The sequence below is a fragment of the Comamonas sp. genome, assembly GCF_036643215.1.
Classification (GTDB): Bacteria; Pseudomonadota; Gammaproteobacteria; order Burkholderiales; family Burkholderiaceae_C; genus Comamonas.
Genome location: NZ_JAVXSJ010000011.1, coordinates 110,756 through 137,655 on the forward strand (window position 1 = coordinate 110,756; position 26,900 = coordinate 137,655).

Sequence of the window (26,900 nt, forward strand, 5' to 3'; positions counted from 1 at the left end):
GAGCATGTACTGCAAGCGCGAATTACTGCGGCTGGAACCCACTGCGCTGAATGATACCGGTCCAGACGCGGGTATAGGCTGCCTCTCTGGCCGCCAGTTGCGCAGGATTCATATATCCCACTGTAAGACCCAATGCCGTCAGTTGCGCGTAAACGTCACGTTGTTTAAGCACATTGCCTACGGCGGCCGAAAAACGCTCCACAAACGCCTGCGGCACACCCTTGGGCGCAAAGATGCCGTAGTAAGGCAGCTCTTCAAAACCCTTGATGCCCTGCTCCAGCAGCGTAGGTACATCGGGCATTGATGCCTGACGCTTGGCGCCCAGCACGCTGATCACGCGCATCTTTCCGGCCTTGTGGTTCTCCATGAAGTCCGGCACCGATGCGATGCCTGCCGGAATCTGATTGCCCAGCATGTCGCCCAGCAGCGGGGCGCTGCCGCGGTACGGTGCAGCAACCAGATCGAGCTTGTAGTGGTCATCCAGAATTTTGACCAGAAACTCTGGCGTGGAAGCCGGAGCTGGAATACCAATCGTGCCGCGCTTGGGGTTGGCCTTGATCCATGCCACGTACTCGGCCAGATTCTTGGCTGGCGTGTTGCTGGAAACAGCCAGCGCATTCACAAACGTAGCAATGCCTGCCACGGGAATAAAGTCTTGCTGCGGCTCGAAGCCGGGCTTCTTCACAACCTGAGGCAGGATAGAAATGGTGTGGTCATGCGAGAGAAACAGCGTGTGACCATCGGCAGGCGCTGCCTTGAGCAACTGCGCCGCAATCTGACCGCCAGCGCCGGGGCGGTTGTCCACGACCACCGTCACACCGCCCAGCTCATCCTTGAGTTTTTCAGCCAGCAGCCGCGCAATCGCATCCGAGCCACCACCGGGCGGAAAGCCCACCAGAATGCGAATGGGCTGGCCCGACGAAGCCCAGGCCACCGAACCCAGAGCCGATGCTGCTGCAGCCCCCACACCAGCCTTGAGCAGTTGACGACGAGATTGCGTCATGTGTTTTCTCCTTGTATTTTTTGAGCCTAACCAAAACAAAAGCGCCCGGCAAAGGGCGCTTTCAAGGCGTGATCGTTACGCCACAGTGCGGCTAGTCATCAAGCCAAACGAGCCTGATGCTTGGCCAGCTGGATACGCACCTGAGCCGGAGCCGTGCCGCCCAGCGTATTGCGGGCATTCAGCGAGCCTTCAAGGCTCAGCGCCTCGAACACATCGGCTTCGATGTTGGGGTTAAAGGCCTGCAGCTCTGCCAGTGGCAGCTCGGTCAGGTCCACACCCTTCATGGTGGCCAGCTTCACGGCGTGGGCCACGGTTTCGTGGGCGTCGCGGAAAGGCAGGCCCTTCTTGACCAGATAGTCGGCCAGATCGGTGGCAGTGGCGTAACCCTTCAAGGCCGCAGCACGCATGTTCTCGGCGTTGACGGTGATGCCGCCTTCCTTGGTGCCGGTGGCAGGGTTGAGCTGGCCGCCAATCATCTCGGCGAAGATGCGCAGCGTGTCCTTGAGCGTATCGACGGTGTCGAACAGCGGTTCCTTGTCTTCCTGGTTGTCCTTGTTGTAGGCCAGGGGCTGGCCCTTCATCAAGGTGATCAGGCCCATCAGATGACCGACCACACGGCCGGTCTTGCCGCGTGCCAGCTCGGGCACATCGGGGTTCTTCTTCTGGGGCATGATGGACGAGCCGGTGGTGAAGCGGTCGGCAATCTTGATGAAGCCAAAGTTCTGGCTCATCCAGATGATCAGCTCTTCGGACAGACGGCTCACGTGCACCATGCACAAGCTGGCAGCGGCGGTGAATTCAATGGCGAAGTCACGGTCAGACACACCATCCAGCGAGTTTTGCGACACGCCTTCCATACCCAATGTCTTGGCCACGCGTTCGCGGTCCAGCGGGTAGGTGGTACCAGCCAGAGCGGCAGAACCCAGGGGCAGCACGTTCACGCGCTTGCGCACGTCCAGCATGCGCTCGGCGTCGCGCTTGAACATCTCGACATAAGCCAGCATGTGGTGGCCAAAGCTCACAGGCTGGGCCACTTGCAGGTGAGTGAAGCCGGGCAGGATCACGTCCACATTCTTGGCAGCCACTTCAACCAGCGACAGTTGCAGCTCTTTGAGCAGGCCTTCAATCAGGTCGATCTCGCCGCGCAACCACAGGCGCACGTCGGTTGCGACCTGGTCGTTACGGCTGCGACCGGTATGCAGGCGCTTGCCGGCATCGCCCACCAGCGCGGTCAGGCGCGCTTCGATGTTCAGGTGCACGTCTTCCAGATCCAGCTTCCACTCGAAGCTGCCGGCTTCGATTTCCGAAGTGATCTGCGCCATGCCCTTCTGGATAGAGGCGAAGTCGTCAGCGCCAATGATCTTCTGGGCCGAGAGCATTTCGGCATGGGCCAGAGAGCCCTGAATGTCGGCCTGCCACATGCGCTTGTCAAAGAACACGCTGGAGGTGTAGCGCTTGACCAGGTCGCTCATGGGTTCAGAGAACAGGGCAGACCAGGCCTCGGCCTTGGTGTCGAGCTGGTTGTGCGAAGGAGCAGATGTAGACATGTAAGGACAGCAATCCCGTAAAACCACAGGCCGACAATTCAGAAGATGACTGCGGCAGCTGTGCAAAGCAGAAACAGGGATTTTATCGGCCTGACTCGCCCACAGGGCCAGACAAGCCCAGAGCCATTGCCTTCAACTGCGACAAAGCAGTTTTCATCTGGCAATTACTCATATTTCAATAGCTGTCAGCGCTTGATACATAAGCGCCACAAGGCCATTTAGCTTAAACCCCATGAATCTGGCTACTGTTCTCTGGTTTTTGCCTTGCGCAGAAAATCGTCCCGTCTTCGCTTTCTTTCTCACCGGCCGCAGCCTGCAAGGCTTGTGCGCCGCCCCGGCATGCACTCCCGTTCTTCCCTCATTTCTGGCTTTGGCTTTGCGCTGGCGGCCTGCGCGCTCTGGGGCGCTATTTTTCTGGTGCCGGCCATGCTGCCGGAGTTCTCCCCGCTGCAAATCACCTTTGGCCGCTTTGTGCTGTATGGCGTGGTGGCCCTGTTTATTTTTTTGCCCCAGGCGGCGCAGTTGCTGCCCAAGCTGCAAAAAGCCGATATCTGGAACCTGCTCTGGCTAGCGCTGACGGGTAACGTGGTGTATTTCGCACTCGTCGCCACTTCGGTGCAGTGGATTGGCATGGCCGTCACATCGCTGATCGTGGGGCTGGTTCCCGTCACCGTGCCACTGCTGGGCCGCAACACCAGCGGCGCGATTCCGCTGCGCCGCATGCTGGCACCCATGGCGCTGATTCTGGCCGGCATTGTGCTCATCAACGCCCACGCGCTGACTGCCGCGCCTGAGGGCAGCCAGAGCCGCTATCTGCTGGGCGTGCTGCTGGCCGTTCTGGCCGTGATCTGCTGGAGCCGCTACGCACTGGACAACACCCGCTATCTGGCGCAAAGCCAGTTCAACGGCACGCAATGGTCCACGCTCTGGGGATTGGTGGTGGGGCTGATCAGCGCCCTGCTCTGGGCCTTGCTGTGGCTGGTGTCACCCGAGAACGATGCACCCGCCATCGCACCCGAACGCTGGCAGATGTTCTGGCTGCTGAACCTGGCGGTTGCCATCTTCTCCTCATGGCTGGGCAACTGGATGTGGAATGCCGCCAGCGAGCGCCTGCCCATTACCTTTGTGGGTCAGTTGCTGGTGTTTGAGACGCTGTTTGCACTGGCCTACCACTACCTCTATGAGCAGCGCCTGCCGCAGGCCAGCGAGCTGGCGCCTATCGCGCTGATTCTGGCCGGCGTGGTCTGGTCGCTCAAACGGTTCAAGGCCGTGAAAAACGTTTAACAAAGCACTGCGGCAGCGCAAGTACTGATGCAACAAACCGACACATACCGGGCTGATAACGGACTGATTGCGCCTACGCACATGGCTATCGGCCAATAATCCAAGGCATCGTCCCGCTTCAAACAGTCTGTGCCCATTTCCCCCATCACCGCTCACGCCATCTCACCACGCAGCGCGCTGGTGTTTGATGCCTGTAATGCCGGCGTGGTGCTGCGTGCCGTGCTGTTTGTGCAAGTCGTGGTGGCCACCGTCGCCATTTACGGTGCGGATTCGATCTGGGAGTGGTTTTCCTCCACCGCCCTGCTCACCGGTGCCTGCCTGCCGGGCACGCTGGTCTGGCTGATTACGGCCTGCAGCCTCAAGCACCAGTTGCAGCGGCTGGGCACACGCGGCCAGTATCTGGCGGGGGTGCTGCTGGGCGCGCTTGCCGGGCTTTATGCCTGCGCAATGCTGCAGTTAGCAGGCATTGGCAAAGCCCCCTGGCTGGCCAGCGCAGTCACCGGCGGCCTGCTGGCCGCCTTGCTGGTGACAGCACTGGTGCTGCGTGCTCGCGGCAATACGCCTGCGCAGACACAGGCCCGCCTGACCGAGCTGCAATCGCGCATACGCCCGCATTTTCTGTTCAACACCCTCAACAGCGCCATCGCTCTGGTGCGTGCTGAACCGGCCAAGGCCGAGGCGCTACTGGAAGACTTGAGCGACCTGTTTCGCTACGCGCTGGCCGAGCCCAATCTCACCACCACGCTGGCGCAAGAGATTGAGCTGGCGCAGCGCTACCTGTCCATAGAGCAGGTGCGCTTTGGCGAGCGCCTGCAAATTCAGTGGCAGCTGGATGAAAGCGTGCACAGCGCACTGCTGCCTCCGCTGCTGCTGCAGCCCCTGGTTGAAAACGCCATTCGCCACGGTGTGGAGCCCAACCCGCGTGGCGGCAAGCTACAGGTGCGTACTGAAAAGCGGGGTAACGAGGCCTTGATTCAAATCATCAACACCATACCGGCCACGCCTTCGACCTCGCCCACCGCAGGCAACGGCATTGCGCTGGATAACGTCAGGGCCAGACTGTCGCTGCTGCACGATCTGCAAGGCAGCTTCAACGCCCGCGAGCGCGACGGGCTGTATGTGGTGCGCCTGAGCGTGCCTTTGCCGCAGACCGCTTAAACCCCGGAGAATCTCGCCATGCACATTCTGATCGTTGACGACGAAGCTCTGGCCCGGGGAAGGCTGCGTACCCTGCTGGGAGACTGCGCCCATGGCCCGCATCTGGTGCAAGAAGCAGCCGATGCCCAGCAAGCCCTGCACATTTTGCAAACAGCACAGCCCACACCCGTGCAACTGGTGCTGCTGGATATTCACATGCCCGGCCAGGACGGCCTGCAGTTTGCGCAGACGCTGAGCAACATGCCCAACCCGCCAGCCATTGTGTTTGTGACGGCCCACGCCAACCACGCCGTGCAAGCCTTTGAGCTGGATGCCGTGGACTACCTGACCAAGCCTGTGCGGCTGGAGCGCCTGCAGCAATCCCTGCAAAAAGCAGAGCGCGCGCTAAGCACGCTCAGCGTGGTGGAAAGCGGCCCCGTGCTTCTGATTCAAGAGCGCGGCGGCACGCTGCGGCTGCCGCTGACTGAAGTGCGTTACCTCAAGGCCGAGCAAAAATACATCACCGTGCGTACCGTGCAGCGCAACTACATTCTGGATGGCGCGCTGGCCGATCTCGAAACCCGCCACTGCGAGCAGTTGCTGCGCATTCACCGCAACGCACTGGTGCTGCGCGCCGCCCTGCGCGGGCTGGAAAAATATGACGATCCAGAGGAAGGCGAAGGCTGGGGCCTGCGCCTGCAAGGCGTACCAGAGCTGCTACCCGTATCGCGCCGCCAGCTGGCACTCGTCAAAACCGAACTCAAGGATGGGGCTTGAGCCACTTCTGCCCAACAAAAAACCGGCCTGATTGAGCCGGTTTTTTGTTGGTATGGCACGCGCTATCAATGCTCGTGTTTTTTCTCTGCGCCATGTGAATGCACGGCCTCTGCCGCGCCTTCATTTGCATGGTCATGTTCGTGGTCATGCGCATGATTGTGGGCCGCACCACTCATCACCGTCACCACCACAATACCCACCAGCAGCCAGAAGACTTGCGCAGCCGTCTCTTTGGCACTCAGGCGTTTTTGCAGCTGAGGAATCAAGTCAGCCAGCGCCACATAGATAAAGCTGCTCGACGCAATCGTCAAAAAGTACGGCAGCAAATCATGCAACTGGCCAATGAGGAAGTAGCCTGCCACACCACCCAGCGTAGTCACGGCACCGGCCATGGACACCTTGATCAAGGCCACACGGCGGTTGCTGCTGGACTGGCGCAGCACCACGATGTCGCCCATGTGGTGAGGCACCTCGTGGGCCAGCACCGACAAAGCGGCAATCAGACCCAGACGAATATCCGCCATGAAGGCCGAGGCAATCAGCACCCCATCGCCAAAGCAATGCACGCTGTCGCCGGTCAGAATCGCCCAGCCGCCCTTGGTATGGGCGTGACCATGAGACTCGTGGTGATCATGCGAATGATCGCCGTGCTCATGCACCTCGCCGTGGTCATGGCCATGCGAATGTTCATGGCCGTGGTGCCACAGCTCGGCCTTGGACAGCAGAAAGAAAAACACCAGCCCGACCAGCAGCACCACAAACAGGTCGTGCGCCTTGCCGTGGCTTTCAAACGCTTCGGGCAGCAAATGCATGAAGGCCGTAGCCAGCAATGCGCCCGCAGCGAGACTAAGCAGGCGCTGAGGCATGACCCCGGGCGTGCGACCTCCTCCGAGGCTCATTAACAACGCGGCCACCCAGACACTGCCGATACCAGCAGCCAGGGTGGCCAGAATAATTGCTACCAATGTCATAGCTTTATGTGGCTTAACCGCAACCTTTACAGGCGAAACACGGGGATTTTCGCAGAATGTGACAGCCTGAGCGGCTCTATCTGACTATCCCCATACCGTCAGCCCCGGTTGCGCATCATGCATGGAGCACGACCCGGGACTTCTTTCACCTTAGCAAAGCTGTCAACCCCCCCCGATCACAAAATTAGGCCACGCCTTGTTTCTTGAACCAGCTCAGCATGTGCGCCCAGCCATCCTGCGCCGCTTGCTCACGGTAGCTGGGGCGGTAGTCCGCATGGAAAGCATGGGGGGCATCGGGGTAGATCACAAACTCCGATATCTTGGCCGCCGCTGACCCGCTCTTGAGTTCGGCCTTCATCGCATCCACAGACTCTTGCGGAATGCCCGTGTCCTTGCCGCCATAAAGGCCCAGCACCGGGGCCTTGAGCTTGGCAACCAGATCAATCGGGAACGTTGGCTGCAGCTCGTTCTTATTACCCTGCAGACGCCCATACCAGGCCACGCCCGCCTTGACCGGGCCATGCGCCGCATACAGCCAGGTAATGCGCCCGCCCCAGCAAAACCCCGTAATGGCCAGCTTGCTCGCATCGCCACCATTGGTACTTGCCCATTGCACCGCTGCATCCAGATCGCCCATTGCCTGCGCATCGGGCACCTTGGCAATCACCTCGCTCATTAACTTGGCCATTTCGCCATAGGCCATGGGGTCGCCCTGGCGTACAAACAAATCGGGCGCAATGGCCATATAGCCCGCGCGTGCCAGTCGGCGGCAGGTGTCGGCAATGTATTCATGCACACCAAAGATTTCAGAAATCACCAGCACCACCGGCAGATTTTTTTTGCCCGCAGGCGCGGCACGATAGGCTGGCAGCTTGAAGCCGTGGACATCGATACTCACCTCGCCCGCCGTCAGGCCATCGGCAGAGGTCTTGATCGCCGTCTGCGCCATCACCGGCCCGGCCACACTGGCATAACCCACGCCAAGTCCCGCGCCCAGAGCCGCCCGCAACGCTGCGCGGCGACTGGGTGGAGCGTCGGCATTGGCGCCAAGCAGGCCCTTCATATCCTGAGCGATGTCTTCGTACTTCATGAATCCTCCTCTGGTTGATGGAATCTCAAGCCACGGCAGCGCAATCAGCCAGCCGCCTGCGCCATGCAGTCTAAAGCCTGCCCATTCAAGCCAGCCAGCGCAGCAGCGCCGAAGCGGCAGCCCCCAGCACCACCACCAGCAAGAACGGGGCGCGCAGCCACAGTGCAATCGCGGCCACCAGCAAAGCACCCAGACGGGCATCCAGCGCCAGCTGCGTGCCGCTGGCCACGGTATTCATCACCGTCAACGCAGCCAGCAGCGCTACCGTCAAGCTGGCCGCCACCTGAGCCATGCGCGGGCTGCGCATCCAGCGCTCGGGCAAGCTATAGCCCAGCAGCTTGGTCACAAAAGCCAGCGCACAGGCCAGCAAAATCCATTGCCATAAAGACAGCGTCATTGCTTTGCCTCCGATGGTCTGACCCAGCCCCAGAACGCGCCCACTGCAGCGGCCAGCAAAATGGGCACGCCTGCCGGCACCACAGGAATGGCAATCGCCGTCACCAGCCCGCAAGCCAGCGCCAGAGCCACCGGCTCGCGCGCATTCAGGCGCGGCCAGAGCAAGCCCAAAAAGGCTGCCACCGCCGCACCATCCAGGCCAAAGCGGCGCGTATCACCCAGCGCATTACCCATCAGCGCGCCCAGCAAGGTAAACAGGTTCCACAGCAAAAACACACCCGCACCCGCCACCCAGAAGCCACGGCGCTGCTCACCCAGCTCTTCCTGCCCCGATGCGGTGGCCGCAGATTCATCAATCGTCCAGTGCGCAGCCAGCCAGCGCGGCAGCCCTTTGACACCCAGCAAGCGGCTCATCTGCATGCCGTAAATCGCATTGCGCACACCCAGCAACGTGGCAGCCCCCACGGCCGCCAGACCACTGCCACCACCGGCGATCACACCGATAAACGCGAACTGCGAGCCGCCCGTGAACATCAGTGCGCTCAAGGCCATGGTCTGCCAGATATTGAGCCCCGCCGCCACGGACAATGCGCCAAAAGAAATGCCGTACAAGCCGGTGGCCACCGAAATGGATAGCCCCATGCGTACGGCTGGTGTCATTGCAAAGTCTTTGAACAAAGAATCCTCAAATCATTTCAATAGCTGCTGGCGCATGTAAATAAGGCACTTCAGACATGAAATCATCTGAAGTGCCCTGTTTGATTGCGCTAGAAGCTCACTTTTTAAAAGCGCTTTGGCGTGAAAGGCTCACTGAGCCTGCGGTGAAAAGCGCATCAGTGCGCCTTCTCCCAGTTCTCTCCAAAGCCGATCTCGGCCAGCAGCGGCACGGCCAGATCGGCCACGCCGGCCATGATGGAGGGGATTTCGGCCTTCACCCATTCCCTTGCCGACTCGGGCAGCTCGAACACCAGTTCGTCATGCACCTGCATGATGACCAGCACCTCGGGCTTTTCCGCATCCAGCCTGGCCTGTACGGCGACCATGGCTTTTTTGATCAAGTCCGCCGCTGTGCCCTGCATGGGAGCGTTGATGGCGGCACGCTCGGCGGCTTTTTTGCGCGGGCCGTTACCGCCGTTGATTTCCGGCAGTACCAGGCGGCGGCCAAACACGGTCTCGACATAGCCTTGTGCATGGGCCAGCTCCACGGTCTGGTCCATGTAGCGCTTCACGCCGGGGTAGCGCTGAAAGTATTTGTCGATATAGGCCGCAGCGGCCTTGGTTTCAATGCCCAGATTTTTAGCCAGACCAAAGCTGCTCATGCCGTAGATCAGGCCAAAGTTGATGACCTTGGCGTAGCGGCGCTGCTCGCTGCTCACCTCATCTACCGTCACGCCAAACACTTCGGCGGCAGTGGCGCGGTGCACGTCCAGGCCGTTTTTGAAGGCGTTGAGCAAGGCCTCGTCACCCGAGAGATGGGCCATGATGCGCAGCTCGATCTGCGAGTAATCGGCGCTGGCAATCAGCTTGCCCTCAGGCGCAACAAAGGCTTCGCGCACGCGGCGGCCTTCGGGGGTGCGCACGGGGATGTTCTGCAGATTGGGGTCGTTGCTGGACAAACGCCCCGTCACGGCCACGGCCTGCGCGTAGTGGGTGTGCACGCGGCCATCGGTGGGCAAGGCCATCTGCGCCAGCTTGTCGGTGTAAGTGCCTTTGAGCTTGGACAGGCTGCGGTGCTCCAGCAGCTTGGCGGGCAGCGGATAGTCCTCGGCCAGCTTTTCCAGCACTTCTTCGTCGGTGCTGCGCGCGCCGGTGGCGGTTTTCTTCACCACAGGCATGCCCAGCTTGTCGAAGAAGATTTCGCCCAGTTGCTTGGGGCTGGCCAGATTAAATGGCTGGCCCGCAATTTCGTACGCTTCTTCTTCCAGCTTCAAAATGCGCGCACCCAGATCATTGCTCTGGCGCGCCAGCTCGCCCGCATCAATGCGCACGCCGTTGCGCTCGATGCGAAACAGCGCTTCGCTGGTCTGCATTTCCAGCTCATAAATATGCAGCAAACCGGCGTTGGCCTGAATCTGCGGCCACAGCACTTGATGCACGTTCAGCGTCTGGTCTGAGTCTTCGCAGCTGTACGCTGCCGCCTTATCGACCGGCACCTGCGCAAATGGAATCTGGCCCTTGCCCTTGCCGCACAGGTCTTCGTAGCTGATGCCAGTGCGGCCGGTGTGGCGCAGCGCAAGGCTGGTCAGGTTGTGGGGGCGGTCGGCTTCGAGCACATAGCTTTGCAGCATGGTGTCGTGCGAATAGCCGCGCACGGTAATGTCGTGGTTGGCAAACACATGCTGGTCGTATTTGACATGCTGGCCCAGCTTCTTTTTGCTGCCGTCTTCCAGCCAAGGCTTGAGCTTGGCCAGCACGCTGTTCATATCCAGCTGCTCGGGCACATCCATGCCTTCGTGGCGCAGCGGAATATAGGCGGCTTCGCCAATGGCCACGCTAAAGCTGATGCCGACGATCTGCGCGCGCATTTCGTCCAGCGAATCGGTTTCGGTGTCTATAGCGGTCAGCTCGGCGGCGTTGATCTTGGTCAGCCATTCGTCCAGTTGGGCTTCCGTCAAGATGGTGGTGTAGACCACGTCACGCTGCTGGGCGGCCACGGCCACTTCAGTGGCTTCTGCGTCATCCACATCAAAAAGACCACCTTGGGCGGTGTCAACCTTGCTGGCCTTGGCAGGCTTGGCGGCTTTTGCGGGAGGCGCTTCAGAAACCGTAGAACCCAGCGCGCGTGCCAGGCCCTTGAAGCCGTATTTTTCATAAAACGGCACCAGCGCCGCATTGTCTGGCTCGGCCAGGACCACGTCGTCCAGCTGGGGCAGGCCGCTGATGTAGTCCGCCAGATCGCAGTCGGTCTTCATGGTCACCAGCTGGCGGCTCAGCGCCAGCTGGCCGCTGGCAATCGCATCGCGCAGGTTTTGACCTGCAACGCCCTTGATACCTGCGGCATTAGCTATCAAATTCTCTAGCGTGCCGTGCTCTTCCAGCCACTTGGCAGCGGTCTTGGGGCCGACCTTGGTGACGCCGGGCACGTTGTCCACGGTGTCGCCCACCAGTGCCTGAAAGTCGACCATCAACGACGGGGGCACGCCAAACTCGGCGGTCACCCCGGCTACGTCGCGCTTTTTGCCGTTCATAGTGTCGATGATGGTGACATGTTCGTTCACCAGCTGGCTCAAGTCCTTGTCACCGCTGGAGACGATGACGTTGATGCCCTGGGCCGCCGCCATCTGCGCCAGCGTGGCGATCACGTCGTCGGCTTCCACGCCGGGAACGGCCACCACTTTCCAGCCCAGCAGCTTCACCACTTCGTGGATGGGCTCGATCTGACTGCGCAGATCGTCGGGCATGGGCGAGCGCGTGGCCTTGTACTGGTCGTACATGGCATCGCGGAAGGTGGGGCCCGAGGTATCAAACACGCACACCGCGTAGTCGCCCTGCACATCCTTCCTCAGCGCCTGCATCATGTTCACCATGCCGCGAATGGCGCCCGTGGCGGGGCTGACCGGATCGCCGGGAATGGCCCGCAGATCGGGCATGGCATGGTAGGCGCGGTAAAGGTAGCTGGAGCCGTCCACCAGCACCAGGGTCTTGGAATTACTCATACCCCGAATTGTGCACGCGTGCCCGCCTGCGCAGGGCGCCGCTTCAAAGACGGGCAGAGCATAGTGGGAGAATTCGAAGTCGCCCTACAATCGAGCCATCATGCGCGCTGCACCACTTTTCATCATTCTGAGCCTGGCTGCCGGATCTGTTCTGGCCCAGACCTCCACTTCTGAACCTGCCCAAGCCGTGGCAGCTCCTGCGCCTCAAGGCCAGCAGGACAACTCTGCGCCCACCGGCAAGCACAACCAGCGGATTGAACATATCCGCGTGGAAGACGCAGGCAGCCGTGTTGATGAAACCCGTGTAGGCGGCCAGACCCAGAGCATTACCGTGCAACCCAAGGTGGGCTCCATGCCCGAGTACGAGGTGCAGTCCAACGACGGCGCCCGCGCTGCCCGCAACCGCGACAACAACAGCGGCGACACCACGGGCACCCGAGTCTGGAACTTCCTCAAATTCTGAAGCGCCGCGCGCTTTCCCCATTCATGACAGGGCAGTGCCGCACCGCACTGCCCTGTTGCGTATAGAACCCATCACCTGTTAGCTCGGCCGACTGTCACAGGCCGGCGCATTCACCATGGCTGTTTTCACCGAAGTTTCCGATAAAGATGCGCGCGACCTGCTGCGCCGCCTGTCCCTTGGCTCGTTCAAAGAATTGCGCGGCATTCAGGGCGGCATTGAAAACACCAACTACTTTCTGACGACCGATCAGGGTGAGTACGTGCTGACTCTGTTCGAGCGCCTGAGCTTTGAGCAGTTACCGTTTTACCTGTACCTGATGAAGCATCTGGCGCAGGCAGGCATCCCCGTGCCAGACCCGCAAGGCGAAACACGCAGCGGCGACATTCTGCTCAAGGTCTGCGGCAAGCCTGCGGCCATCGTCAATCGACTGGCTGGCAAGAGCCAGCTAGCCCCCCAGCCCGTGCACTGCGCCGCTGTGGGCGACATGCTGGCGCGCATGCATCTGGGCGGCCAGAACTACGAACGCAACCAGCCCAATCTGCGCGGCCTGCCCTGGTGGAATGAGACCGTGCCCGTCGTGCTGCCGCACCTGGACGAGGAAAAGGCTGGCCTGCTGCGTGCAGAGCTGGCCTACCAGAACCACATTGCCGCATCGGCGGCCTATGCGGCCCTGCCGCGCGGCCCCATCCACGCCGATCTGTTCCGCGACAACGTGATGTTTGAAGGCGACAAGCTGACAGGCTTTTTCGACTTCTACTTCGCGGGCGTGGACACCTGGCTCTTCGATCTGGCCGTCTGCCTGAACGACTGGTGTATCGATCACGCAACAGGTGCGCACGATGCCACGCGCGCCAAAGCCATGCTCGCTGCCTACCAGGCCGTACGCCCGCTGGCGGCTGCCGAGCGTGAACTGCTCAACGCCCAACTGCGTGCTGGCGCGCTGCGCTTCTGGATCTCTCGCCTCTGGGACTTCTATCTGCCGCGTGAAGCGGCCCTGCTGCAGCCCCATGACCCCACGCACTTCGAGCGCGTGCTGAACCAGCGCATTGCCCACCCGCTGACGCTGGACTAAGCGCCGAGCCTTACTCCCAAGTTGCAAAGTGCTACGGGGCTATTAATGGCCCCGTAAAGCCGTCTCGGGTACAGTGCAAGAAGCGACTTTTGCACGCTCTCGCAAAAGTATTTCAGCCTCTTCCATGAAACTTCAAATCGTTCCCGCCCGCACTGGTCTTCAGTGGGTGCTCCAAGGTCTGCGCACGTTCAAAAGCCAGCCTCTGGCTTTGGCCGCCCTGTTCTTTCTGGGCATGGCCAGCATGTCGCTGATCTCGGCCCTGCCGCTCATCGGCCCCGTTCTCGCTCTGGCACTGCTGCCCTGCATCTCGCTGACCATGATGGTTGCGGCCTCCGAAGCCGCCCACGGCCGCAAGCCCACGCCCGCATTGCTGCTGGTGTCGTTTCGCTCCGGCAGCCAGCACCTGCAATCCATGTTGATGCTGGGCGGCATGTACGCCGCAGGCTTTCTGCTCATCATCGGTGCCTCCAGCATTGTGGATGGCGGCAACTTCGCCAGCGTCTATCTGGGCCAGACCCCCATGACCCGCGAGCTGGCCGAAGAGCCCGAGTTCCAGTCCGCCATGTGGCTGAGCATGTGCCTGTACCTGCCTCTGTCGCTGGCCTTCTGGCATGCCCCAGCCCTCATTCACTGGCATGGCATCAGCCCCGTCAAATCGCTTTTCTTCAGCTTTGTCGGCTGCATCCGCAATATCGGCGCGTACTTTGTCTTTGGCGTGTGCTGGGTTGGCGTCTTCATCGCGACCGGCATGGTGCTGGCCATCGTCACCGGCATTCTGGCTGCACTCATCGGCAGCATTGCAGGCGGACTGATGGTGGCTACAGCGCTGGCATTGGCTGCGGTGTTTTTCACCTCCATCGTGTTTTCGTTTCGCGACAGCTTTTCGGCTCCTGATGGCAAGGACGAAATGGAAATTTCCCACGATTCCAAGAACGACGACAACCTGCCTCCCATCTGAAGCATTTGAGTCACACAGAAAAAAGCCGCTGTAGCCCAAGCTACAGCGGCTTTTTTACGCTCTGAGTGACGCGTTACACGCCAACAGGCCCGCCATCGGCTTTCTGAATCACCACCGTCGATGAACGGGGGCGCACCTTGCCGGAAGGCACAGCCGTTGCATCGTTGCTGCCATAGGCGGGCCAGTTCACCGGATGCTGCACATTCAGGAAGATGGTGCGGTAATCGGGCGTATAGGCAAAGCCGGTAATTTCGGCTTCGTTCGGCCCCACAAAGAAGCGACGCAGATCACCTTGATTGCTGGCATTGATCGCCGGGCCCGTGCCCTTGCTGTCTGCCAGAGCACCGGGAATGACGGCCAGCATCTGGTCATTCGTGGCCTTGGCCACGTCGTTTTTACGGCCGCCATCAATGCCGTTATCGGTCTGCACCCACAGAATGCCGCGGTCATCAAAGGCAATACCGTCGGGGCTGGCCAGCTGGTTCAGCGTGGTCAGGCCAGAGCGATTGGTGTCTGCATCTGCACCAGCGTTGGAGCCAAAGACAAAGATCTCCCACTTGAAGCTGGTGTTACCCGCCACGTCATGCCAGCGAATGATGTGCCCATTGACGTTGTTCAGGCGCGGGTTAGCCGCATTGGTGCCCGTCGTCGCATTGCGGCTGGTGTTATTGGTCAGCGTCAGGTACACATCGCCGTTGGTGGGGTTCACCGCCGTCCACTCTGGGCGGTCCATAGGCGTCGCACCCACAAAGTCGGCAGCGCCGCGGGTGTTCAGCAAAATCTCATCCAGCGTCTTGTACTGCGTGCTCAGCTTGCTGCCGTCTTTGCCCACGCTGTCCAGCGTCAGTGGCAACCAGGTGCCCGAGCCGTCTTCGTTGAAGCGAGCGACAGACAGCGTGCCCTTGTCCAGGTACTTCGCACCCACGGCAAGGCGGTCGGTTCGCTTGGCATCTGCCGGGTCCCAGACCGCATCGGACACATAGCGGTAGATGTATTCAAAGCGCGAATCATCGCCGGTGTAGAAGGCCAGTGGCTTGCCCGCTTCAGGCACGCTGTAGGCCGCGCCTTCGTGGGCGAAGCGGCCCATGGCCGTGCGCTTGGTGGCGATGCTGGCGGGGTCGTAGGGGTCGATTTCGACCAGATAGCCAAAGCCGTTGACCTCGTTACGCCAGTCGCTCAACGCATCGGCACCACTGGCCGTGATGTTGAAGCGGGCGAATTCCGCATCCTTCTCGCTCGCATCACCGGCTGCGGTTTCCCACAAATAGCGGCCTGTCTTGGTGGCCACGCCCACTCGTTTCTGGTGCGCAGGTACCGTGCCGGTGTTCACAAAGCAGGATGCCCAGTTTTCTTCGGCGGTGATGTACGTGCCCCAGGGCGTTGTGCCATTGCCGCAGTTGTTGTTGGTGCCGCGTGCCTGGCTGCCATCCTTGGAGAAAGGCGTCTTCACCCATTCCGACTTGGCCACAGGGCCTGCCAGCGCCATCGGCGTCGCAGAGGTGAAGCGGCGGTTGTACTTGGAGTTTTTGACGATCTCCCAGACCGAGCCACTCTTCTTGATATGCATGACGGCCACGCCGTGGGCATTGATTTCCTTGCGCACTTCTTCGGCTGGTCGCTTCTCGCCAGCGCCTGTGCCCGTCTGGCCATTGGGGTGCAGAGCGTTCTCGTCGATGTACTCGTGATTCACCACCAGCAGACCTTCGGTCGAGCTGCCATTGAGCGGAAAGTAGTGCATGCCATCGTGGTGCATGCCGGTGGAGTTGAGCAAGTCCTCCGAGGTATTGCTGCCGTCGCTCTTCCACTCTGCCGCCTTGTCGTTCAGCGGTGTGCCCCAGGCACCCAGCACATGGGCCACATAGCCAGCGGGCACTACGCAGGCATCAGTCATCGACATGGGCAACGACTCAAAGCCCAGAGCCACCTTGGGAGTCGGTACGGGGTCAGGCGCAGGAGCAGGTGCAGGCGCTGCTGCGCTATCACTGCCACCACCACAGGCGGCCAGCATGCCGCCGCTGAACACCGTCAGGGCCGCACTCAGACCACCGCGAGTCAGCATGCGACGGGAGAGATTGGCTTCCAGAATCGCGCTGAAGGGTGCATTGCCGGCCTGGTTGCGAACGACCTTGTCAGAAATTGATTTGCTCATGAGAGCGAGACTCCTCGTGGTTGCGGGTTTGTAATGCACCGCAATTTAGGTCTCGCCCACTACACAGATGTGACAGTTCGCATAACCCAAGCGCGCTACTGCGCCAGTCATCACCGCGTCACACAAACCACATCCAAAAATCATCTCAGCGCAGAGCAGGTGCCAGCCTGTGCCGCACCCGCTCTGCATTTATCTCAAACTCAATCCACAATCGTCAGCTTGGCAATCGACAGCGCCAGCCACTTGGTGCCGTGACGGCCAAAGCTGACCTGGGCGCGGGCATCGTCGCCCTGGCCTTCAACGGCCAGCACCTTGCCTTCGCCGAACTTGTTGTGGAACACCGCAATGCCCGCCTTGATGCCATGCGATGGCTCGGCCTTTTGCTTGGGCACGGGCGGGCTGGCGAAAACTTCCGTCTGCTTGCTGCCCCAGCTGGAGCCAAACTGGCCTCCAGCCCTTGATCCATAAGCGCCACCAGCACCTGAATTAGGAGCAAAACTGCCAAAGCCGCCTTGCTTTGGCGTGATCCACTTCAGTGCTTCTTCGGGCAATTCATCAAAGAAACGGCTCTTGGTGTTGTAGCGCGTCTGACCATGCAACATGCGCGTCTGCGAATGGCTCAGGTACAGGCGCTTGCGGGCGCGGGTGATGGCCACATAAGCCAGGCGGCGCTCTTCTTCAATGCCGCCGCGGTCCATCATGGCGTTTTCGTGAGGGAAGAGGCCTTCCTCCACACCGCCGATAAACACGGCATCAAACTCCAGCCCCTTGGATGCGTGCACGGTCATCAGTTGCACCGCGTCTTGCCCGGCCTGCGCCTGGTTGTCACCCGCTTCCAATGCCGCGTGGACGAGGAAGGCCTGCAGCGGCGAAAGGGTCTCACCCGTGTCTGCATTAACCATGGATGCCGCCGTGCCAGCGGGTGCCTTCAAGGCGTCATCCAGCAGCGGTGCATTCGGGTCAAGCCCTTGACTGGCAGGTGACTGCGACAAAGGACGAGCAGCATTGCCATGCTCATCCACCGGCAGTGCAACGGCATCGCGGCCAAAGCCTTCTTGCGTGACAAAGCTCTCGGCAGCGGTCACCAGTTCCTGCAAGTTCTCTATGCGGTCGGCACCTTCTTTTTCATTGCGGTAATGCTCGATCAGGCCGCTTTGCTCTTGCACCGTTTCGATGATTTCGCGCAGCGTCTTGCCCTGCATCTGCTCGCGCAGCACATCAAGCTTGGCCACAAAGCCCTGCAGCTTGGTTCCGGCTGACCCCCCTACCGCCGTCACCGCATCATTCAAAGAGCAGCCGCTGCTGCGTGCCGTGTCCTGCAGCACCTCAATCGTGCGCGCACCAATGCCGCGTGCGGGGAAGTTCACCACGCGCAAGAAGCTGGTTTCGTCGTGCGGGTTCTCCAGCAAGCGCAGATAAGCCAGCGCGTGCTTGATTTCAGCGCGTTCAAAAAAGCGCAGGCCGCCGTACACACGGTAAGGAATGGAGGCGTTGAACAGCGCCGATTCAATCACCCGGCTTTGCGCATTGCTGCGGTAGAGCACGGCAATTTCCTGGCGCTTGAAGCCGTCGTTTTTGACCAGCTGCTTGATCTCGTCGACCATCCACGCGGCCTCGGCCAGATCGCTGGGGGATTCGTAAATGCGCACCGGCTCGCCCGGCCCCTGCGTGGTGCGCAGGTTCTTGCCCAAACGATTGCTGTTGTTGCTGATGAGGGCGTTGGCGCAGTCCAGAATATTGCTGTAGCTGCGGTAGTTCTGCTCCAGCTTGATCTGGTTTTTGACATCAAACTCGCGAATGAAGTCAGCCATATTGCCCACACGCGCACCGCGAAAGGCGTAGATGCTCTGGTCATCATCGCCCACGGCAATCACGCTGGATTGCGAGACATAGCGCTCGCCATCGGCCTCGCCCGCCAGTTGCTTGAGCCACTGGTATTGCAGCTTGTTGGTGTCCTGAAATTCGTCGACCAGCATGTGCTGAAAGCGGCGCTGGTAGTGCTGGCGCAGATGCACATCGTCACGCAGCAACTCGAAGCTGCGCAGCATCAGCTCGCCAAAATCCACCACGCCTTCGCGCTGGCATTGCTCTTCGTAGAGCTGGTACAGCTCTACCTTTTTGCGCGTATCGGGGTCGGTGGCCACCACATCGGCGGGGCGCATGCCTTCTTCCTTGCAACCCGCGATGAAGTACATCAGCTGCTTGGGCGGAAAGCGCTCGTCGTCCACATTGAACTGCTTGCACAGGCGCTTGATGGCCGAGAGCTGGTCTTGCGTATCCAGAATCTGAAACGCCTGCGGCAGCTTGGCGGCCTGATAGTGGGCGCGCAGCATGCGGTTGCACAGGCCGTGGAAGGTGCCAATCCACATGCCGCGCACGTTGTAAGGCAGCATGGCGGACAGACGCGCCAGCATCTCTTTGGCGGCCTTGTTGGTAAAGGTCACGGCCAGAATGGAGCCGGGCGTGGCCTGCCCGGTCTGCAGCAGCCAGGCGATGCGCGTGGTGAGCACGCGGGTCTTGCCCGAGCCAGCGCCCGCCAAGATCAGCGCATGGCCCGCAGGCAGCGTTACAGCCGCCAATTGCTCATCGTTGAGGCCCGCCAGCAGGGGCGAGTTGGATGCGGGGTTTGCGCCTTCGGGCGCGAAGTCAAGCAGGTCGATCGGGAACATAGCCTGCCATTGTAGAAATGCTGGCGACTCCCTGCGATTTGCTGCTCCATTACGCTATGAAAAGAAAAGCTGCTTGCGCATGATTTGTATGGACTTCAAGCCTTTTAAAACCTGAAACCCATGTCAATCAAGCGCAAACAGCTATCAATTCAATGAGCACTTAAAAGCATTTAGTGACCACCGGCTCCCGGCTCGACGACACGTGTCGGCTTGGGTGCCAGCCAGATCGCACAGGCCGCCAGAATAAAACCGCCAGCAATGATGAACATGATCTGGTTGGTGGCCAGCATCACGCTCTGGCTGGTGATGAGGTGATCAAAGGCAGAGAGCGACGCATCCGGGCTCATGCCCGATTGCTGCAAGCCCTGCAATACCTCGCCACTGCTGTCGCTCAAGCCCACCAGTTCAGCATGGTTGCGCGTGGTGCCGTTCTCCCATGCGGTGTTGACCACCGACACTGCCGCAGCCCCCGACAAGGTGCGCAGAAAGTTCATCAGCCCGGCTGCGTTATCCATCTCATGCGGCTCCACACTGGCCAGCGCCAGCCCGGTGGTCGGGATGAAGAAGAACGGCAGGCCAAAGCCCATGAACATCAGCGGCAGGGCGATGTCCCAGTAGCCCATATCGGTGGTCGCAAACGCGCGCCAGCAGGTGATAACACCCATCCAGAACACACCGCCAAAGATCAGCTTGCGCGGGTCCATTTTGGCGGAAAGCCCTGCAGCAGCCGGTGCCACAAACAGCGCAAACAGCCCCGTCCAGGCCGTCACCATGCCCGCCAGCGTGGCGGTATAGCCCATAAAGCTTTGCAGCCACAGCGGCGTAAGCACGTTGACGGCAAAGAAAGCCGCAAACGCTAGGCTGATGGTGAGCACCGCCATGGAAAAGCCTCTGTGCCTGAACACCCGCAAATCCACAATCGGGTGCTCGGCATGCAGCTCCCAGATCATGAAGGCGGCAAAGCCCACCACGGCGACCACGGCCAGCGCCACGATCATGGGCGAGGCAAACCAGTCCAGGTTCTTGCCCTCATCCAGCATGAGCTGCAGCGACCCCACCCAGACGATGAGCAAAATCAGGCCCACGCTATCAATCGGATTTTTGAGCAGCGGCTGCTCATAGCGTTTCACCAAATACCAAGCAGCCAAGGCGCAAACCAACGCCACCGGGATGTTGATCAAAAAGATCCAGTGCCAGGTGAACTCATCGCAAATCCAGCCGCCCACAATGGGGCCGAGCACAGGTGCAATCAGCGTCGTCATTGCCCATAAGCCAATGGCCGCTGGCGCCATATGCGGCGGGAAGATGCGCAGCAGCAACGACTGAGACAGCGGCATCAGCGGGCCACCGGCCAGACCTTGCAAAATGCGCGCAAACACCAGCATGCCCAGCGAATTGGCCATGCCGCACAGCAGCGATGCCAGACCAAACAGCGCCATGGAAGTGGCAAATACACGAACCGCGCCAAAGCGCGAGGCCAGCCAGCCGGTGAGAGGTACGGTAATCGCTTCAGCCACGGCGTAGCTGGTGATGACCCAGGTGCCCTGGCTGGTCGTGGCCCCCAGATTACCTGCAATGCTGGGCACTGAGACATTGGCCACCGTCATGTCCAGCACGGCCATGAAGTTGGCCGCCGCCAGCACCAGCGCGGCCAGCCAGAGCGTGCCGCCCGTCAGCGGCACCATGCCGGGTGCCATGGGCACGGCAGGTGCATCGGCCCCTGCTGCTGGCACAGGGCTGGCCTGCACAGAACTTGCGTTGTGATCGCTCATAACAACAAGCTCACTGAGCGGCCGCCACGCCAGCGGCATCTGCAGGGCCGGTACGTGTATCCACCGTCACATGCATGGACAGGCCTACGCGCAGCGGGTTCTTTTGCAGCTCTGCCGGCTCCAGCTGAATGCGCACCGGCAGGCGCTGCACCACCTTGATCCAGTTACCTGTGGCGTTCTGCGCAGGAATGGCCGCAAATGCCGCGCCAGAGCCGCCGCTGAAGCCCACGATGGTGCCCTTGTACTTCACATCGCTGCTGTACAGATCCGCCTGCAGCGCTACCTGCTGGCCCACGCGCACCTTGCCCAGCTGGCCTTCCTTAAAGTTGGCATCTACATAAATTTGCTGCACAGGCACCACAGCCATCAGCGCTGCACCGGCCTGCACGCGCTGGCCAATCTGCACACTGCGCTTGGCTACCACGCCATCGACGGGAGCAAGCACCGTGGTGCGATCCAGATCAACCTGAGCTTGATCACGGCGGGCCAGCGCCAGCAGCACTTCGGGATTGCTCTCGCCATCAGCGCCTTCAATCAGCGTGGCATTGACCTGCTTGGCGCCAATGGCGGCTTCACGGTTGGCCTTGGCCTGTGCCTGCGCTGCTACCGCCGATGCCTGTTGCGCCTTAGCGGCGGCAAAGGCGTTCTGCGCCTGCGTCAATTCCTCACCAGAGACTGAGCCACTCTTGGCCAGCGCTTCACGGCGCTTCAAGTCAATGGTGGCGCGCTCCATATCCGCCTGCGCGGCCAGCAACTGAGCCGCGGCGCGCTTTTCATCCGCCTCGCGTGCCGTGACTTGTGCTTTCAGCCCGCCATCATTGGCAACATATCCCTTCACACGGCGTGTGGCGCGGGCCAGTTCAGCTTCGGCTTGCGCCAGTGCCAGCTTGGCGTCTGTGGGGTCGATGCGCACCAGCACATCGCCTTTTTTCACCGCCTGCGTGTCTTTGACCAGCACCTCAAACACTGTGCCGCCCACCGATGGAGTGACCAGCGCCACCTCGGCCGCCGCATACGCGTTGTCGGTAGAGACAAAGTGGGAGGAATGCAGCCACCAGTAGGCTCCAGCAGCAATGCCCACCACGATGACCACACCGGCCAGACCAGCTAGCAGCTTGTTACGGCGCTGCACGCGGGCAGCAGGATTGGCGCTCACAGAAGAAGCGTTTTCAGTCATACAAAACCTTGGAATTATTCAGTTCTAGAAATCGATCAGGCCTGAGGCTGCTCAGCCGTCTTTTGCGCGCTGGCGTCTTCGCTCCAGCCGCCGCCCAGAGCGCGGTGCAGGCCAATGTCCAGCGTCAATGCACGCGACTGCACATCGACCAGCTGGCGCACGCTGGCCAGCAACTGGTCTTCGGCAGACAGCACATCGAGGTAGCGCGCCAGCCCACCTTCATAGCGGTTTCGGGCCACGCGGTGCGCTTCAGTCGCGGCCTCTACGGCCTGTTGCATGGCCGTCAATTGCTGCTGCAATGCGCGCTGGCTGGTGGCGTTATCTGCCACTTCCTGCAAGGCGCGGTTGAGTGTGCTGCGGTACTGCGCCGCTGCTTCGTCATAACGGGCACGTGCTGCACCCAGCTCAGAACGCAAACGGCCACCGTTGAAGATGGGCAGGCTGATGGCCGGGCCAATGCTGGCAATGCTGGAGCCGCTCTTGGTCAGCATGTCCAGCCCCAGCGACTGCACGCCGATAAAGGCGCTCAAGTTCACATCGGGGTAAAACTCGGCCTGCTGCGCAGCTACGCGCGATTCCAGCGCCTGTGCTTGCAGCCGTGCGGCCACCACATCGGGCCTGCGACCCAGCAGGTTGGCGGACAGTTGCTCTGGCAAGGCCCAGTGCTGCCGCCATAGTGATTGCAGACGTTTAGCGTCAATCTGAATATGGGCGCCGCGGTCAGGCGCAGCGCCCATCAACGCAGCAATGCTGTTGCGCTGCAGAGCCACCTGCTCCTGCATTTGCGACAGCTCAGCGCGGGCGGCTGCCAGCCTGGCATTCGCACTGTGTACGCTGCCCTTGTTTTCCAGCCCATTCGCATAGCGTTCGGCAAACAGGTTGGCCGTGGCTTGGCGCACTTTGACGGACTGCTCCAGCGTCTGCTCATTCGCAGCCAGGCGCAGCAACTGCGCATAGGCACTGGCGACGTTGCTGGACAACAGCAGACGAGCCTGCGCGGCATCAGCCTCGCGGGCGGCCAGCTCACCGGCTGCGGCTGCAACAGCGGCGCGCTGCTTGCCCCACAAATCCAGCGACCAGTTCAAATCCAGCGTGGCGCGGCCATAGTCATTCATGCCGCGCGGCGTAAAGGCATCGGGGCTCAGGTGGTTGTAGCTGAGCTTGTCTTCACTGGCCGATGCGCGGGCCGATAGCTGCGGCGCACTGGCCGATTCGCGCACGCCCAGCATGGCCTTGGCCTGTTGCACGCGGGCTGCGGCAGCGACCATGTCTGGTGCAGTTTGCAGGGCTTCGGCAATCAGCTGGTCAAGCTGTGCATCGCCATAACGCTGCCACCATTGCTGCGTGGGCCAGTCCATGCGTGGGGCATTGATCGTGGCCTGCAACGCGTCTGGCACAAGCTGAGTCAGCGATGCTTTTCCATTCCATTCAGGAACCTGAGCGCAGGCGGCCAGCAAGATGGGCAAACCCAGGATCAGCCAGCCACGGCGCGTGCGCGGGCTGCCCTCCAACGCAGGTGCAATGCGTGTTGTCATTGAAATACTTTAATAATGAACTGTACGGTACAGTATATGTTTTAGAGTATTTCAATCGCAAGAGATACACTGAAAGACATCACATCAACCCAAGGACATTTCTCCTCATGCGCACCAAAACGGAGGAAAAGCGACAAGCCATCATTGATGTCGCAGCAGCCACCTTTGGCGAGCTGGGCTTTGAGCGCACTTCCATGTCCGAGATCTGCACGCGGCTGGGCGGCTCAAAGGCCACGCTGTACAACTATTTCCCGTCGAAAGAAGCGTTGTTTCTGGAGGTGATGTTTCAGGCCTCTGAAGCCGACTTTCAGAACACCATGCTGGCGCTGCAAACGCCCGGCGACGATGCGGCGCAGACGCTGCGTGACTTTGGTCAACGTTTTCTGGGCTTGCTGTATTCGCCCAATGTGATGGCTGTGCGCCGCCTGCTGGTATCAGAAGGCGGGCGCTCCAATATCGGCCAGCGCTGCTGGGAAATGGGTCCAGCCAGGGGAAATGCCGCCATCAAGGATTTTTTGCAACTGGGCATTGAGCGCCAACTGCTGCGCGCGGCCGATACCGAAACCATGATGCACCAGTTGCTGGCCTTGCTCGAAGCCGAGCTGCTGCCGCGCTTTGTGTTTCAGCATCTGCCTGCTCCGACGCCCGAAGAGATCATCCAGATCAGCGAACGTGCGGTTGAAACCTTCATGCGCGCCTATGGTTCCAAACCTTAAGAGCATCTAAATAGGGTCTATACGGAATTCTATATAACCCTAATAAGATCGTGTGGACATACGCTTTTGGCCAGCTCCATATAGAATCAATCACCGGGCCCAAGATTCTTGTGGTCCGGTTTTTTTTGCCCGCATTTCGCATGCCGGGGGAAAACCGGTCTCCAAGCCAAGCGCCTATCCTTGAAATTTAAGCAAGCCATGGGCCTGCTGCAAACTCTCTGGAGCTTGGAAACAAAATGGAAATCTTCGACTACGACAACATTCTTCTGCTGCCTCGCATGTGCCGCGTTGAAAGTCGTTCGGAATGTGACACCAGCGTAGTGCTGGGCAACCGCAGCTTCAAGCTGCCCGTGGTGCCCGCCAACATGAAGACGGTGGTGGACGAGAAGATCTGCGCCTACCTTGCGCAAAACGGCTTCTTCTATGTGATGCACCGTTTTGACATCGACAACGTGGCCTTCACCAAGGACATGCAGTCCAAGGGTCTGTTCGCATCGATCTCTCTGGGCGTCAAGCAACCCGACTACGACACGGTCGACAGCTTTGTCGCAGACGGCATCTGCCCTGAATACATCACCATCGACATTGCTCACGGCCATGCCGAGAGCGTGAAGAACATGATCCAGTACATCAAGGCCAAGATCCCTGCGGCCTTTGTGATTGCTGGCAACGTGGCCACCCCCGAAGCCGTGATTGACCTGGAAAACTGGGGCGCCGACGCAACCAAGGTAGGCGTGGGCCCCGGCAAGGTGTGTATCACCAAGCTCAAGACCGGCTTTGGCACGGGCGGATGGCAACTGTCGGCGCTCAAGTGGTGCGCCCGCGTGGCGACCAAGCCCATCATTGCCGACGGCGGCATTCGCAGCCACGGTGACATTGCCAAGAGCATCCGCTTTGGCGCCACCATGATCATGATTGGCTCGCTGTTTGCAGGCCATGAAGAATCGCCGGGAAAAACCGTGGAGGTGGACGGCAAGCTGTTCAAGGAATACTACGGCTCGGCTTCTGACTTCAACAAGGGCGAGTACAAGCACGTTGAAGGCAAGCGCATTCTGGAACCCGTCAAGGGCCCGCTGATGAATACGCTGATCGAAATGCAGCAGGACACTCAGTCCTCCATCAGCTACTCCGGCGGCACCAAGCTCATGGACATCCGCAAGGTCAACTACGTCATTCTCGGCGGCGATAACGCTGGCGAGCATCTGCTGATGTAAGCGCGTAAGCGCAACTCACCAGCGCGAAGGTGAACCTCCAAAAAAAGCATCAAGGGCAGCTTCGGCTGCCCTTGTTGTTTCTGCGCTCAGGGCGCACAACTGATCTGTGCCCACTCCAGCCATTGCCAGCGCCCTCAGGCCTTAGCATGTTGGCATTCATAAAAACTCCAAGGAAACAACACAATGAGCACTTTGAAGATCGCCGTTCTGGGCACAGGAATGATGGGTCTGCCCATGGCGCGCCGCCTTGCTCAGGCCGGCCATGAAGTCCACGCCTGGAACCGCACCCGCGCTAAGGCCGAGCCGCTGGCCGCTGACGGCGTGACCATTCACGACAACGCCACAGACGCCGTACGCGGCGTGGACTTTGCCGTGAGCCTGCTGGAGAGCGGCGTCATCGTGGGCGAAGTGCTGTTCAATCTGGGCGTGGCCGATGCCATGCCCAAGGACTCGCTCTTCATCGACATGGCCTCCATCCAGCCACGTGAAGCGCGTGAGCACGCCAGCAAGCTCAACGCCTTGGGCGTACAGCACCTTGACGCCCCCGTTTCCGGCGGAACGCTGGGCGCAGAAGCCGGCACACTGGCCATCATGGCCGGTGGCGATGCTACAGATTTTGAACGTGCCCTGCCCGTCTTTGCTGCGCTGGGCCGTGCAACCCATGTGGGCCCGCATGGCGCAGGCCAGCTGGCAAAATTAGCCAACCAGATGATTGTGGGCATCACCATCGGCGCCGTGGCCGAAGCCTTGCTGCTGGCCGAACGCGGCGGTGCCGACCCCGCCAAGGTGCGTGAAGCGATCTCGGGCGGTTTTGCCGACAGCCGCATTCTGCAAGTGCATGGCGAACGCATGGTCAACCACGACTTTGCGCCGCGCGGCCGCATGACGGTGCAGCTGAAAGACATGCGCAACGCCACGGCCACCGCCGAGGAAATCGGCTTTGACGCCCCCATTACTGGCTTGCTAGAACAGCTCTATGCCGAGGGCGTCAAGAACGGTCTGGGTGATCTCGATCAAGCTGGCCTGTTCGTGGAATTGCAAAGACGCAACGCGCTGGATTGAAAAAAACCGCGGGTTTTCCTGCAAGCCCTCCAGAAATAGCGCATAATTGCGGTCTTGCTTGCAGCGCAGGCGAGATGTGGGGCTCTTAGCTCAGCTGGTAGAGCAGCGGACTCTTAATCCGTTGGTCGAGTGTTCGAATCACTCAGGGCCCACCAAAAATTCTTCAATCTGGTTTCACATCAGATTGATCCTCCGGATTTACTCCGGCGGGCTCTTAGCTCAGTTGGTAGAGCAGCGGACTCTTAATCCGTT

Annotated in this window: 20 protein-coding genes, 1 tRNA gene and 1 pseudogene; 10 read left to right on the forward strand and 12 right to left on the reverse strand. The window is 60.4% G+C overall.

Annotated elements, in window-relative coordinates:
• Positions 1 to 22: 22 nt before the first annotated feature.
• Both RSF91_RS09900 and argH read right to left on the reverse strand, forming a co-directional pair.
• Positions 23 to 1,003, reverse strand: coding sequence for a Bug family tripartite tricarboxylate transporter substrate binding protein (locus RSF91_RS09900; RefSeq protein ID WP_332568258.1), 981 nt, complete (start codon positions 1,001 to 1,003; stop codon positions 23 to 25).
• A gap of 98 nt (positions 1,004 to 1,101) precedes the next feature.
• Complete coding sequence (gene argH, locus RSF91_RS09905; protein WP_332568259.1) at positions 1,102 to 2,550, reverse strand: argininosuccinate lyase; 1,449 nt, start codon at positions 2,548 to 2,550, stop codon at positions 1,102 to 1,104.
• 339 nt (positions 2,551 to 2,889) lie between these two features.
• On the opposite strand from argH, the gene RSF91_RS09910 reads away from it, so the two are divergent.
• The 3 genes and pseudogenes from RSF91_RS09910 to RSF91_RS09920 all read left to right on the forward strand — a co-directional run bounded on the left by RSF91_RS09910 (position 2,890) and on the right by RSF91_RS09920 (position 5,748).
• Positions 2,890 to 3,834: a DMT family transporter gene (locus tag RSF91_RS09910; protein WP_332568260.1), complete on the forward strand. Its 945-nt coding sequence runs from the start codon at positions 2,890 to 2,892 to the stop codon at positions 3,832 to 3,834.
• A 129-nt stretch (positions 3,835 to 3,963) separates the two neighbouring features.
• Positions 3,964 to 5,030, forward strand: a pseudogene (locus RSF91_RS09915) (sensor histidine kinase).
• On the forward strand, positions 5,011 to 5,748 hold the full coding sequence (locus RSF91_RS09920) for a LytR/AlgR family response regulator transcription factor (protein WP_332568262.1): 738 nt from the start codon (positions 5,011 to 5,013) through the stop codon (positions 5,746 to 5,748). Before RSF91_RS09915 ends, RSF91_RS09920 begins: the two are co-directional and overlap by 20 nt.
• 65 nt (positions 5,749 to 5,813) lie before the next feature.
• Here the strand turns inward: RSF91_RS09920 and RSF91_RS09925 are convergent, their stop codons facing one another.
• The 5 genes from RSF91_RS09925 to polA form a co-directional block, all read right to left on the reverse strand.
• A complete protein-coding gene (locus tag RSF91_RS09925; RefSeq protein WP_332568263.1) occupies positions 5,814 to 6,719 on the reverse strand; it encodes a ZIP family metal transporter in 906 nt (301 codons plus the stop codon).
• A gap of 184 nt (positions 6,720 to 6,903) precedes the next feature.
• Positions 6,904 to 7,809 carry a dienelactone hydrolase family protein gene (locus RSF91_RS09930; protein WP_332568264.1) on the reverse strand — a complete coding sequence of 302 codons (906 nt, stop codon included), beginning with the start codon at positions 7,807 to 7,809 and terminating at the stop codon, positions 6,904 to 6,906.
• A gap of 85 nt (positions 7,810 to 7,894) precedes the next feature.
• The gene (locus RSF91_RS09935; RefSeq protein ID WP_332568265.1) at positions 7,895 to 8,206 is read right to left on the reverse strand and encodes an AzlD domain-containing protein; all 312 of its coding nucleotides are present in this window, start codon (positions 8,204 to 8,206) and stop codon (positions 7,895 to 7,897) included.
• Complete coding sequence (locus tag RSF91_RS09940; RefSeq protein WP_099739070.1) at positions 8,203 to 8,865, reverse strand: AzlC family ABC transporter permease; 663 nt, start codon at positions 8,863 to 8,865, stop codon at positions 8,203 to 8,205. Before RSF91_RS09940 ends, RSF91_RS09935 begins: the two co-directional genes overlap by 4 nt.
• Positions 8,866 to 9,038: 173 nt before the next feature.
• A complete protein-coding gene (gene polA, locus RSF91_RS09945) occupies positions 9,039 to 11,861 on the reverse strand; it encodes a DNA polymerase I (protein ID WP_332568266.1) in 2,823 nt (940 codons plus the stop codon).
• Positions 11,862 to 11,961: 100 nt separating this feature from the next.
• Between polA and RSF91_RS09950 the strand changes: the two genes are divergently transcribed.
• From RSF91_RS09950 to RSF91_RS09960, 3 genes are all read left to right on the forward strand, one after another.
• Positions 11,962 to 12,324 carry a hypothetical protein gene (locus RSF91_RS09950; RefSeq protein ID WP_332568267.1) on the forward strand — a complete coding sequence of 121 codons (363 nt, stop codon included), beginning with the start codon at positions 11,962 to 11,964 and terminating at the stop codon, positions 12,322 to 12,324.
• Positions 12,325 to 12,439: 115 nt separating this feature from the next.
• Positions 12,440 to 13,396: a homoserine kinase gene (locus RSF91_RS09955; protein WP_332568268.1), complete on the forward strand. Its 957-nt coding sequence runs from the start codon at positions 12,440 to 12,442 to the stop codon at positions 13,394 to 13,396.
• A 124-nt stretch (positions 13,397 to 13,520) separates the two neighbouring features.
• The gene (locus tag RSF91_RS09960; protein ID WP_332568269.1) at positions 13,521 to 14,354 is read left to right on the forward strand and encodes a BPSS1780 family membrane protein; all 834 of its coding nucleotides are present in this window, start codon (positions 13,521 to 13,523) and stop codon (positions 14,352 to 14,354) included.
• A 73-nt stretch (positions 14,355 to 14,427) separates the two neighbouring features.
• Here RSF91_RS09960 and RSF91_RS09965 read toward each other — a convergent pair whose 3' ends face one another.
• The 5 genes from RSF91_RS09965 to RSF91_RS09985 all read right to left on the reverse strand — a co-directional run bounded on the left by RSF91_RS09965 (position 14,428) and on the right by RSF91_RS09985 (position 23,656).
• Entirely contained in the window at positions 14,428 to 16,503 is a 2,076-nt protein-coding gene (locus RSF91_RS09965) for a PhoX family protein (protein ID WP_332568270.1), read from the reverse strand.
• Positions 16,504 to 16,703: 200 nt separating this feature from the next.
• Positions 16,704 to 19,172: a UvrD-helicase domain-containing protein gene (locus RSF91_RS09970; RefSeq protein ID WP_332568271.1), complete on the reverse strand. Its 2,469-nt coding sequence runs from the start codon at positions 19,170 to 19,172 to the stop codon at positions 16,704 to 16,706.
• Between the two features lie 170 nt (positions 19,173 to 19,342).
• Positions 19,343 to 20,944 (reverse strand): DHA2 family efflux MFS transporter permease subunit, encoded by a 1,602-nt coding sequence (locus tag RSF91_RS09975; protein ID WP_332568272.1) that lies wholly within the window; start codon positions 20,942 to 20,944, stop codon positions 19,343 to 19,345.
• A gap of 10 nt (positions 20,945 to 20,954) precedes the next feature.
• Positions 20,955 to 22,121 (reverse strand): HlyD family secretion protein, encoded by a 1,167-nt coding sequence (locus RSF91_RS09980; RefSeq protein WP_332568273.1) that lies wholly within the window; start codon positions 22,119 to 22,121, stop codon positions 20,955 to 20,957.
• A 35-nt stretch (positions 22,122 to 22,156) separates the two neighbouring features.
• Complete coding sequence (locus tag RSF91_RS09985) at positions 22,157 to 23,656, reverse strand: efflux transporter outer membrane subunit (RefSeq protein ID WP_332568274.1); 1,500 nt, start codon at positions 23,654 to 23,656, stop codon at positions 22,157 to 22,159.
• Between the two features lie 107 nt (positions 23,657 to 23,763).
• Here RSF91_RS09985 and RSF91_RS09990 point away from each other — a divergent pair, with 107 nt between their 5' ends.
• From RSF91_RS09990 to RSF91_RS10005, 4 genes are all read left to right on the forward strand, one after another.
• Positions 23,764 to 24,372, forward strand: coding sequence for a TetR/AcrR family transcriptional regulator (locus tag RSF91_RS09990; protein WP_332568275.1), 609 nt, complete (start codon positions 23,764 to 23,766; stop codon positions 24,370 to 24,372).
• A gap of 236 nt (positions 24,373 to 24,608) precedes the next feature.
• Positions 24,609 to 25,586: a GMP reductase gene (locus RSF91_RS09995; RefSeq protein ID WP_332568276.1), complete on the forward strand. Its 978-nt coding sequence runs from the start codon at positions 24,609 to 24,611 to the stop codon at positions 25,584 to 25,586.
• A gap of 183 nt (positions 25,587 to 25,769) precedes the next feature.
• A complete protein-coding gene (locus tag RSF91_RS10000) occupies positions 25,770 to 26,648 on the forward strand; it encodes an NAD(P)-dependent oxidoreductase (protein ID WP_332568277.1) in 879 nt (292 codons plus the stop codon).
• Positions 26,649 to 26,727: 79 nt separating this feature from the next.
• Positions 26,728 to 26,803 (forward strand) — tRNA-Lys (locus tag RSF91_RS10005).
• The last annotated feature ends 97 nt before the right edge of the window (positions 26,804 to 26,900 follow it).